The organism is Advenella sp., assembly GCF_052108595.1.
Taxonomy (GTDB): Bacteria; Pseudomonadota; Gammaproteobacteria; order Burkholderiales; family Burkholderiaceae_B; genus Advenella.
The window spans coordinates 18,154-29,367 of record NZ_JBQEAU010000047.1; the positions used below are offsets into that span (position 1 = coordinate 18,154).

10 protein-coding genes are annotated in these 11,214 nt (G+C 55.7%); all 10 read left to right on the forward strand.

All coding sequences use genetic code 11. The features are described from left to right. The first annotated feature begins 73 nt into the window (after positions 1 to 73). Positions 74 to 988: a helix-turn-helix transcriptional regulator gene (locus tag ACTIKR_RS10320; protein ID WP_193087765.1), complete on the forward strand. Its 915-nt coding sequence runs from the start codon at positions 74 to 76 to the stop codon at positions 986 to 988. A gap of 124 nt (positions 989 to 1,112) precedes the next feature. Next, entirely contained in the window at positions 1,113 to 2,774 is a 1,662-nt protein-coding gene (boxC, locus tag ACTIKR_RS10325) for a 2,3-epoxybenzoyl-CoA dihydrolase (RefSeq protein WP_442327787.1), read from the forward strand. Between the two features lie 95 nt (positions 2,775 to 2,869). Next, the gene (boxB, locus tag ACTIKR_RS10330) at positions 2,870 to 4,297 is read left to right on the forward strand and encodes a benzoyl-CoA 2,3-epoxidase subunit BoxB (protein ID WP_193087767.1); all 1,428 of its coding nucleotides are present in this window, start codon (positions 2,870 to 2,872) and stop codon (positions 4,295 to 4,297) included. Positions 4,298 to 4,359: 62 nt separating this feature from the next. Beyond that, the gene (gene boxA, locus ACTIKR_RS10335) at positions 4,360 to 5,625 is read left to right on the forward strand and encodes a benzoyl-CoA 2,3-epoxidase subunit BoxA (RefSeq protein WP_193087768.1); all 1,266 of its coding nucleotides are present in this window, start codon (positions 4,360 to 4,362) and stop codon (positions 5,623 to 5,625) included. A 283-nt stretch (positions 5,626 to 5,908) separates the two neighbouring features. Further along, positions 5,909 to 6,736, forward strand: coding sequence for an ABC transporter substrate-binding protein (locus tag ACTIKR_RS10340; RefSeq protein WP_442327788.1), 828 nt, complete (start codon positions 5,909 to 5,911; stop codon positions 6,734 to 6,736). Positions 6,737 to 6,870: 134 nt separating this feature from the next. Continuing rightward, positions 6,871 to 7,566, forward strand: a complete 696-nt coding sequence (locus ACTIKR_RS10345) for an amino acid ABC transporter permease (protein WP_193087770.1) — start codon at positions 6,871 to 6,873, stop codon at positions 7,564 to 7,566. Continuing rightward, positions 7,563 to 8,282, forward strand: coding sequence for an amino acid ABC transporter permease (locus ACTIKR_RS10350; protein ID WP_442327789.1), 720 nt, complete (start codon positions 7,563 to 7,565; stop codon positions 8,280 to 8,282). Before ACTIKR_RS10345 ends, ACTIKR_RS10350 begins: the two co-directional genes overlap by 4 nt. Beyond that, positions 8,279 to 9,022, forward strand: coding sequence for an amino acid ABC transporter ATP-binding protein (locus tag ACTIKR_RS10355; RefSeq protein WP_193087772.1), 744 nt, complete (start codon positions 8,279 to 8,281; stop codon positions 9,020 to 9,022). Before ACTIKR_RS10350 ends, ACTIKR_RS10355 begins: the two co-directional genes overlap by 4 nt. A gap of 6 nt (positions 9,023 to 9,028) precedes the next feature. Next, positions 9,029 to 10,192, forward strand: a complete 1,164-nt coding sequence (locus tag ACTIKR_RS10360) for an isopenicillin N synthase family dioxygenase (protein ID WP_442327790.1) — start codon at positions 9,029 to 9,031, stop codon at positions 10,190 to 10,192. Positions 10,193 to 10,434: 242 nt separating this feature from the next. Further along, positions 10,435 to 11,154 (forward strand): GntR family transcriptional regulator, encoded by a 720-nt coding sequence (locus ACTIKR_RS10365; protein WP_193087773.1) that lies wholly within the window; start codon positions 10,435 to 10,437, stop codon positions 11,152 to 11,154. The last annotated feature ends 60 nt before the right edge of the window (positions 11,155 to 11,214 follow it).

The following is an 11,214-nucleotide window of genomic DNA, read 5'->3' on the forward strand; positions in this document are numbered from 1 at the left end:
AGTTAAAATCAGTCAAGATTTTTGCTCTATCTTTAGGGAAAACACTAGCTCCCGATTTACGAAATGGCACGCTATGACGCTGGAAAATTCATTTGAAATAGATCCGATGGAAGACAAGACGCCGCTGTTGCGGGCGTTGGGTGAACGGATCCGCTCACTGCGAGCGCGCAAGGGGATCACGCGCAAGAAGCTGGCGAGTCTGGCGGGCATTTCCGAGCGCCATATGGCCAATCTTGAGCTGGGTACCGGCAACGCAACCATACTGGTGCTGCATCAGGTCGCCCAGGCGCTGACCTGCTCGCTGGCCGAACTCATCGGCGACGTTACCACCTCGTCGCCCGAGTGGCTGATGATCCGGGAGTTGCTGGAGAACCGCAGCGAGAAGGACCTGCATAAAGTGCGGCTGCGACTGATTGAACTGTTCGGCGCTGACAAGACCCCGGGCTCGCGCCTGTCACGCATTGCCCTGATTGGCCTGCGCGGCGCAGGTAAATCTACGCTGGGCCGCATGCTTGCGGACCGGTTGGGCTATCCGTTTATCGAGCTGTCCCATGAAATTGAACAGACGACCGGTTGCAGCATCAACGAGATTCATTCGCTGTACGGTCCCGTGGCCTACCGTCGCTATGAGCGACGCGCGCTGGAAGAAACCATCCAGCTTTATCCTGAAGTAGTGATTGCCACGCCGGGCGGGCTGGTTTCCGAAGCGGCCACCTACAATAATCTATTGGAGCATTGTCTGACGGTCTGGCTGCAGGCCACGCCGCGCGAGCACATGGACCGCGTCATCGCCCAGGGAGATTTCCGTCCCATGTCCGGCAGCAAGGAAGCCATGCACGATCTGAAACTGATTCTGGAGGGCAGGGTGGCCTTCTACAGCAAGGCGGACGTGCATCTGGATACCAGTCTTCAGCCTCTTGAAGAGACCTTTGATGCACTGTTTGCGAAAGTCCAGGCAGCCCGCCAGTCAGCCGAAGTATTGACCTGATTCTACGTGAATGCCTAGGGTAAGTCCCTAGTTAAACGGCTTGACCACCTATAGAATCATGCAATATAGTGCCTCTAATGACAAACAAAATGCAATGAAATGCATGACTCTATTGGAGACAGCCATGAGCGAGCTGAAAGTCAATTACCAGACCAACCCGTCGCAGTACAAGCACCTCTCATTGACGACCGAAGGCAATATTGCGCGCCTGACGATTGACATCGACGAGGATAGCGGCATCCGCCCCGGCTATAAGCTGAAACTGAACTCTTATGATCTGGGCGTGGATATTGAATTGCACGATGCACTCAATCGCCTTCGCTTTGAACATCCCGAAGTGCGCAGCGTAATCGTATCCAGTGGCAAGGAGCGCATATTCTGCTCGGGCGCCAATATTTTCATGCTGGGTCTGTCCAGCCATGCGTGGAAAGTCAATTTCTGCAAGTTCACCAATGAGACGCGCAACAGCATTGAGGATACCAGCGAGCATTCGGGGGTGAAATTTATTGCCGCTGTCAATGGCGCCTGCGCCGGTGGCGGCTATGAGTTGGCTCTGGCCTGTGATGAAATCTATCTGGTGGACGATCGCTCCTCGTCGGTATCGCTGCCCGAAGTCCCGTTGCTTGGCGTTCTACCAGGTACGGGCGGCCTGACACGGGTAACCGATAAGCGCAAGGTCCGCCATGATCACGCCGATATTTTCTGCACACTGGTCGAGGGTGTTCGTGGCCAGCGGGCTAAAGACTGGAAGCTGGTTGATGAGGTCGTCAAGCCTGCCAAGTTTCAGGACACCATCAACGCCCGGGCAATGGAGTTGGCGCAGCAGCATGGTTCAGGTTCATCGACGGGACTGCAGGGGGTGGCGCTGACGCCGCTTGAAAAACACGAAACCGCCGACAGCCTGCATTACAAATATGTCAGCGTCGATATTGACCGGGCAGGCAAGTTCGCCACGTTCACTCTGAGGGGCCCCGACGCGGCGCTGCCCGAGAGCATTGAGGCCATCATGCAGGCCGGCATGACATGGTGGCCACTGCAAATGGCGCGCGAACTGGATGACGCGATTTTATCGATGCGCACCAACGAGCTGGACAGCGGGCTTTGGCTGATCAAAACGGCCGGCAGTCCCGAGGCCGTCCTGCAAAGCGACGAAATCCTGCTGAACAATAAAGATCACTGGTTCGTGCGTGAAACCCTGGGTCTGTTGCGCCGCACCCTGGCGCGCCTGGATGTCTCGTCCCGCTCCCTTTTTGCACTGGTCGATGAGGGTTCGTGCTTTGCCGGATCGTTGCTGGAACCGGCGCTTGCCTGCGATCGCATCTATATGCTGACCCTGCCTGACGACCAAGACCGCACGCCGCATATCACGGTTGGTCCAATCAACTTTGGGTTTTTGCCCATGGTAACGCGACAGTCGCGCCTGGCGCGCCGCTTCTATGATGATCAAGCCAGCCTGGAGGCGATCAAGTCCCTGGCCGGCCAGGGACTGGAGGGCGATCAGGCCGAACAGGCCGGGCTGGTTACCTATGCGCTGGATGACATTGATTGGGACGAAGAGGTACGGATTGCCATTGAAGAACGGGTGTCCATGTCGCCCGATGCGTTGACCGGCATGGAAGCCAACCTGCGCTTTAACGGCCCGGAAAATATGTGGACCCGCATTTTCGGCCGTCTGACGGCCTGGCAAAACTGGATCTTCATCCGGCCCAATGCGGTCGGTGAAAAGGGCGCCCTCAAATTGTATGGCAAGGGCGAAAAACCGAACTTTGACCGCAATCGCGTCTGACCCAATCGCGTCTGACTGCTAGCTGCGTATATCCATCAAAATGAAGGAGCAGGGTAACCCATTGATATACCCGCTCCATGACACTGGAGATCACTATGTCGAGCATCAACTACAATGAGAAAATCCCCAATAATGTGAACCTGTCCGAAGACAGGACGCTGCAGCGCGCGCTTGAGCACTGGCAACCGAATTATCGCAAATGGTGGAACGAAATGGGTCCCGACGGCTCCCAGGACTTTGACGTCTACTTGCGTACCGCGACCAGCGTCGATCCGCAGGGATGGGCTTCCTTTGGTTATGTGAAGATGCCGGATTATCGCTGGGGCATCTTTCTGAACCCGCGCGATGCGGAGCGTCAGGTCAATTTCGGTGAACACAAAGGCGAGAAGGCTTGGCAGGATGTGCCGGGTGAGCATCGCGCCAATCTGCGTCGCATTATTGTGACCCAGGGTGATACCGAGCCGGCGTCGGTGGAACAGCAGCGCTATCTGGGGCTGACCGCGCCGTCCATGTATGACTTGCGCAATCTGTTCCAGGTCAACGTGGAAGAGGGGCGGCATTTGTGGGCCATGGTGTACTTGCTGCACAAGCATTTCGGTCGTGATGGCCGTGAGGAAGCAGAAGCGCTGCTGGAGCGCAATAGCGGTGACGAAGACAATCCGCGGATTCTGGCTGCCTTCAATGAAAAAACGCCAGACTGGCTATCGTTTTACATGTTCACCTATTTCACGGACCGCGACGGTAAATTCCAATTGTGTGCGCTGGCCGAATCCGGCTTTGATCCGCTGGCCCGCACCACAAAATTCATGCTGACCGAAGAGGCGCATCATATGTTCGTCGGCGAGTCGGGCGTATCGCGGGTCATCCAGCGAACCTGCGAGGTGATGAACCAATTGAAAACCGATGATGCCGCGCGCCTTCGCGAGGCCGGCGTGATTGACCTGGAAACCATTCAACGCTATCTGAATTTTCATTTCAGTGTCACCATTGACCTGTTCGGCGCCGATGAGTCCAGTAACGCCGCCACGTTTTACAATACTGGATTGAAAGGGCGCTACGAAGAGACCAAGCGTGACGACGACCATAAATTGTACGATCGCACCTACAACGTGCTGGCCGTGCAGGATGGTCGCCTGGTCGAGCGTTCTGTGCCGATGCTCAACGCGCTGAACGAAGTGTTGCGCGATGACTATATCAAGGACTCGGTCGGTGGGGTCAATCGCTGGAACAAAGTGATTGAGAAGGCGGGTATTCCCTTTCGCCTGAAGACACCGCACAAGGCATTCAACCGGAGCATTGGCACCCTGTCGGGCGTGTTTGTTTCTCCTGACGGCACGATGATGTCCGAGGCCGAATGGGTCAGGCGCGAGCGCGACTGGTTGCCGACAAATGAAGATCGGGCCTTTGTCGCTTCTCTGATGGGACGCGTCGTCGAGCCGGGTAAATTTGCCAACTGGATCGCGCCGCCTGTCATGGGCATCAATCGCCAGCCGGTCGATTTTGAGTATGTGCGATTCAACTAATCAGGGATGCCCGGAAAACGGGCATCCAATAACATGGAAATAGATTTCGGAGGCAGACTGTTATGGCGACGATCGAACAAGCCCAGGTAATAAAAAAACAGCACCTGATTGATCCGGAAATTTGTATACGCTGCAATACATGCGAGGAGACCTGTCCGATCGATGCGATTACGCACGACGGCACCAATTACGTCGTCAAGCCCGACGTCTGTAACCATTGCATGGCCTGCGTGGCGCCCTGTCCTACAGGCGCCATAGACAACTGGCAGCCGGTGCACGCAGAAAAAATGTATTCAATCGATGAACAATACAGCTGGGACGAGCTGCCGGCGCCGCTGGCGCTGGATGTGCCGGATATACCGGCGGTCCCCGATGCCGGCGCGACTGATGCAGATGCAGAGGTGGATGCGCAAGTAACCATCCAGGGCAGCAATTATGTCGCCGGCTCGCAGATTCCTCCCTGGTCAGCGTCGCACAGCTATACGAACTTGTATGGCACGCGCAACGTGGTGACGGCAACGGTGTCGGGAAACTACCGTTTGACCGATGATTCGTCCGATAGCGACATTCGTCATGTCGTGCTGGATTTTGGCGATGCCCCATTTCCTGTGCTGGAGGGCCAGTCCATCGGCATTATTCCACCAGGCACTGACGCCGGTGACCGTTTGCATCATGCCCGTCAATATTCGCTGGCCAGCCCGCGGGACGGCGAGCGGCCCCGCTACAACAACGTATCGATCACCGTCAAACGGGTAGTGCAGGACTATGATGGCAATCCGGTCCAGGGCGTCTGTTCCAACTACGTATGTGATTTGAAGAAGGGTGACAAAGTACAGGTCATCGGGCCCTTTGGCCATACCTTCCTGATGCCGAACCACCCTGGTGCAAATATCATCATGATCTGCACCGGAACGGGTAGCGCACCCATGCGCGCGATGACCGAGAGGCGCCGGCGCAAGCGCCTGGAAGGGCAGGGCGACGAACGCGGCAAGCTCATGCTGTTCTTTGGTGCCCGTTGCAAGGAAGAATTACCTTATTTCGGACCGCTCAACAAGTTACCCAAAGACTTTATCGATATTAATTTTGCGTTTTCGCGCACGCCAGGTCAGCCAAAAAAATATGTGCAGGATGTGATGCGCGAACGCCTGCCCGATCTGCTTGCGCTGCTGAAGAACGAGGACACTTATATTTATGTCTGTGGCGTCAAGGGGATGGAGTCTGGCGTGCTGGAGGCGTTGCAGGAAGCGGCCACTGCCGGCGGCATGCAATGGTCCGAACTGCATGCCACGCTCAGGGAAAAAGGGCGTCTGCATCTGGAGACGTATTAGTTGCTGTATCTGTTGGAGTAGAGCAAAAGTCGCAGCCTGTGGTCCGGATGCGACTTTTTTGCGTTTGCTGGGGTTGCCTATGGACGGGCTAAAGGACACTGCGCCATGCTCCGATGGCGCTGCGGCAGTACGCATAGCCAACGCTAGACATGGAACCTGATTATTATCATATAACCATTGGTTATTTTATTGGCTTTTGTTATGCTGATATAGTTTTCTTCACGAATATCTGCATTCCAAATAACGCTTGAGCATAACGCCAACTATCAGGAAATCTGCCACCATGAAACTGAGAAAACTTTTACCCTTGCTGGGCGCGACCCTCATTGGCCTGAGCGCCGTCAACGCCCAGGCTGATCAACTGGACGATATTAAGAAAAACGGCGAACTGGTTGTCGGTGTTCTGGGCACAGATGAACCGGCAACCTTCATAGACCCCAAAACCCGTGAATTCATTGGCTATGAAGTGGATCTTGCCAAGGCGGTAGCCGACAAGATCGGCGTCAAGGCCCGCTTCAAGCAGGTAGCCGTGGCTGCCCGCATTCCGGAACTGCAGCAAAAGCACGTAGATATTATTGCCGCCGGCCTGACGCACAACAAGGAACGCGAGGCGCAGATCGATTTTTCCGTGACCACTTTTGTGACCGGGCAGAAGGCGCTGGTGCGCAGCGATAGCGGTATCAAGGACTTGCCCGGACTGGCAGGCAAGAAAGTGCTGACCATCCGTGGCGGTACCCAGGAGCCCAATATCCGCAAAGCGGTGCCTGATGTGAACGTGGTCACGTTCGATACCAGCCAGCAGGCGTTTCTTGCATTGCAACAAGGCAAGGGTGTGGGCTATGTTGACGATGAAGCAGCGCTGCTGCGCGTCTACGCCAAGCTGGGGCCCAAGCAGAAGGATTTTGTGGTGCTCAAGCAAAGCATCAGTGAAGAACCGCTGGCATTCGGCTTGCGTAAAGGCGAAGCCAGTTTGAAAAAAATGGTCGACGATACGCTGCGTGAACTTGAAGCCTCTGGCGATGCCGAGAAAATTTTCTTCAAATGGTATGGGCCGGATACCAAATCACAGTTTTCAACGCGCAGTTTTAAACTCGAAACCGATAAAATTTAAGAGTAGACTGGATATCCGCAAGACAGCATCGGAACAACGGCCGGTTGCTGTTGCTACGCGACGGCGTGTGCTGCGCTCGACCAGCGCAGTAGATTTCACGCCGTTTTTTGTTTCCATGACTACGCGACCAATCCATGCCCGAGTTTGACGCTTCCATGCTGCTTAGCGGCCGGTACCACGAAATGCTGCTGGCAGGATTATGGTTATCCATACAATTGCTGGCCATTTCACTGGTGCTCGCGCTGCCACTGGCCACCTGTATCGCCTTGCTGCGCCTGTCGCCGCTGCCGTTGCTGCGCGGTCTGGGCTTTGCCTATGTCGAGACCATCCGTAATATCCCGTTGCTGGCGCATATGCTGTTCTGGTATTTCGGTGCGCCCGAGATGCTGCCCGAAGCAGCAAAGCAATGGCTTTATGCCGGCAACACCGAAGCCAGCTGTGCGGTCATTGCACTTACGCTTTATACCGCAGCCTATATGGCTGAAGACATCCGCAGCGGCATCCGGGCTATTTCATTTGTACAGATGGAAGCGGCACGTGCGCTGGGGCTGAGTTTTCTGGCAGCCATGCGTCTGGTCATCCTGCCACAGGCCATGCGGGTCATTACGCCTCCGTTGATTTCGCAGACATTGAATTTGTGGAAGAACACCAGTATTGCAACCGTCATCGGCGTGGCAGAGCTCATGTATCAGGCCGGCCAGGTCGAAAGCGCCAGCTTCAGAAGTTTTGAATCCTTTGCCTTTGCCACCTCTGCCTATCTGAGTCTGTCGCTGCTGATCACCGCGCTGGCGGCGTGGTTCCAGCATCGTTATCCGCCGAGGGCGCTATGAGCGGATTCCTGGAGGTCATCGATACGTACTGGCTGTACTTTCTGATTGGACAGTATCCGAATGGGCCGCTGGGCGGCCTGGCGCTGACTTTGCTGCTGGCAAGCTGTGCGCTGGTCATGGCCATGCCGCTGGGCATTCTTCTGGCGTTTGCCCGCATCAGCCCGTGGCGGGCGGTGCGCTGGCCCGTGAGTATCCTGGTTTTTGTGGTGCGTGGAACGCCGTTGTTGATGGTGGTGTTCTGGGCCTATTTCTTTTTGCCCAGTGTGACCGGCATAAAAACCAATCAGTTCTGGACCATGCTTATTGCCTTGGTTGTTTTCGATGCCGCCTATCTGGCCGAGATTATCCGGGCTGGCATCCAGGGTCTGCCCAAGGGCCAGATGGAGTGCGCCCGTTCGTTGGGCTTCGGTTATTTTCGAGCCATGCGACTGGTAATATTGCCGCAGGCGATCAGGCATATGCTGCCATCGCTGGTCAACCAGTTTATTTCGACGATCAAGGAAACCTCCCTGGGTTATATCATCGGTCTTGCGGAGGTCTCTTTTATCACCTCGCAGATCAATACCCAGGTGATGGTGTATCCGGCGCAGATTTATCTCGTCCTGGGCCTGACCTACCTGCTGCTGTGTTTCGGCCTGTCCCGTTTTGCCTATTGGCTTGAGCGCCGACGTGGGAAACAGCAAGCGGCCATCGCTGCCCGCAAGGAAGCAACATGATTAAATTTGAAAATGTGAATAAATGGTATGACAAGTACCATGCCCTGGTGGATGTCACGGAAACCGTCGCGCGCGGGGAAGTGGTTGTCGTGTGCGGCCCGTCGGGATCAGGCAAATCGACCCTGATCCGCACGATCAACCGCCTGGAACCCATCCAGGCGGGCCATATCCGCGTCAATGGTCAAGATATCCATGATAAATCGATAGATTTGAATGCCTTTCGCTCGGGCATCGGTTTTGTTTTCCAGCAGTTCAACCTGTTTCCTCATCTGAGCGCTCTGGAGAACTGTACCCTGGCGCCCATGCATCTGCGAGGACTGTCTGCCCCGGCTGCCCGGGAAAAAGCCTTGTCCTTGCTGGACCGGGTCGGACTGGCCCATAAGGCTGACGCGATGCCCGATGCGCTGTCGGGCGGGCAGCAGCAGCGCGTTGCCATTGCTCGTGCGCTGGCCATGGAGCCGCCACTGATGCTGTTTGATGAGCCGACCAGTTCGCTGGATCCGGAGATGGTCGGAGAAGTGCTGTTGGTCATGCGGGATCTGGCTAAAGACGGCATGACCATGGTATGCGTGACGCACGAGATGGGATTTGCGCGCGAAGTAGCCGACCGGATTCTGTTTATGGATGCAGGCAAAATGCTGGAGCGCGCCACACCGGACGATTTTTTCAACCGGCCGCAGCACCCCAGGGCCGCACAGTTTCTCTCCGATATACGCACGCCATTTGCCCGGGCAGTATGACAACGGTTGCCCGAGCAAGATGACAACTGGAATATTCTTGCCATTGCCATTGCCATTGCCATTGCCATTGCCGTTGTGCCCGCTATTGCCGTCGTTCGCAAACCGCCAGGCGGCGCCAGATCTTCAATCATTCCTTCAATAAAGACCATGACTTATACCCCAGAGGCCCACGCGGCACTACCGATTATTGATGTCTCTGCGCTGGTAACCGATAGCAGCCGCCAGGCATTGCAGTCGGTTGCCGATCACATTCGCAATGCCTGTCGTGTTCACGGTTTTTTCTACATTTCCGGACACGGCGTAGAGTCGACGTTGATTCAGCGCCTGGATGCGCTCAGTCGCCAGTTCTTTTCTCTGGACGAGCAGGAAAAGATGCGCTGGCGGATGGCGCTGGGTGGCCGGGCGTGGCGTGGTTACTTCCCTCTTGGTGGTGAATTGACTTCAGGCAGGCCGGACTGGAAAGAAGGGCTCTATCTGGGTACCGAGCTGGCCGATGATCATCCGCTGGTGCAGGCAGGCACGCCCGTACATGGGCGCAACCTATTTCCAGACATCCCGGGCATGCGCCAAACCATCTTGCAATACATGGAAGCGGTCACCGCGCTGGGTCATATCCTGATGCGGGGTATTGCGCTCAGTCTGGCGCTACCGGCAGACTACTTCGAGCGCCGCTACACCGCTGACCCTTTGATTCTGTTTCGCATTTTTAACTATCCGACCCAGGATGTGCCCGAAGACATGGACGTGCATTGGGGCGTAGGCGAACATACGGATTACGGTTTATTGACCATTTTGCTACAGGACCAAATCGGTGGCTTGCAGGTAAAGACGCCTGACGGCTGGGTTGATGCTGCACCGGTGCCGGGCACTTTCATTTGCAATATCGGCGACATGCTGGAACGCATGACCGGCGGCTTGTATCGATCAACCGCACATCGGGTCGTGCGCAATACCTCGGGATGCGACCGGCTGTCTTTCCCGCTGTTCTTTGACCCCAATTATTTTGCACAGATGCAGCCCATCGAAGGGCTGCCCGCCGTCCCCGATCCGGACGACCGCGCATCGCGCTGGGACAAGGCAAATGTGCATGCCTTCAATGGTATTTACGGAGATTATTTGCTCAATAAAGTATCCAAGGTATTTCCGCAATTGCGCCAGGATGTCTTGTAAGAGGTGACCAGCGCGACATGGATATTTCGCTGGCACGCAAAAGCCGGATGCTGTGATGAATGGCCCATAGAGCAGGGCGACAGCAGGCTCAGACGCTACAGAATAATGATCATATAATCCCGACAATCCTATTGTTAACTATATGAATTATCACAACGGCGTTATAATACGCTGAATCGTCTGCAATCATTTTCTGCCGGGCGCCGTGTCTACAAACGCATGCCAGCGAACAGGATTTTATTTTGAAACCAACTGATCAAGACGCGCTTGATAATTTTGAAAGTTCGGTCGGATTTCGACTCTTTGCGGAACGCAAGCAACTCACATTATCGCTGCCAGAGCAGATTGCCGCCCAGCTGGGTGACCAGATCATCAGCGGCTCCATGGCCAACAGCGCGCATATTCCCGAGCAGGAACTGGCCGAACGGTATGAAGTCAGCCGGGGGCCAGTGCGCGAGGCGTTAAGGATCCTGGAACGAGAAGGCCTGGTTGTCGTCAATCCCAGACGCGGAGCCAGTGTGTCTGAGTTGAACGCCGATGAACTGGCCGAGATATTCGAAGTGCGCAGCAGCCTGTTGTCTCTGGCGGCGCGAAAGAATGCGGTGACCCAAAATCCTGAATTGCTCAAGCTGCTTGAGCACGGAATCAAAAAGCTTGCGTCGTGCATTGACACGCCCGCCGATGGCAGTCTTTACGCCGAGACCACTTACCGCCTGTCTTTGCTGACGGCGCGCTACGCCAACAATACGCGCTTAAGCCAGATCGTGACCTCCTTGTCGTTGCAAACCCTGCGTTATTCGAAGCTGCAATTTCGATCCCGGGAACGAAGAGTGCGCTCTATCGAACACTGGCGGCGCTCCCTGCAGGCCTGCAAAGCAGGTGACGCTGAACTGGCGGCCCAGATTTGTCAGCAGCGGATCCAGGAGTCCTGGGATGCCACGCTCGCGGCTCTGCAAGCCTAGAAGCACTAGAGACCCGGCCGATCCGCAATGGGGCTGCCGCGCGATGTATCACGGGGCAAG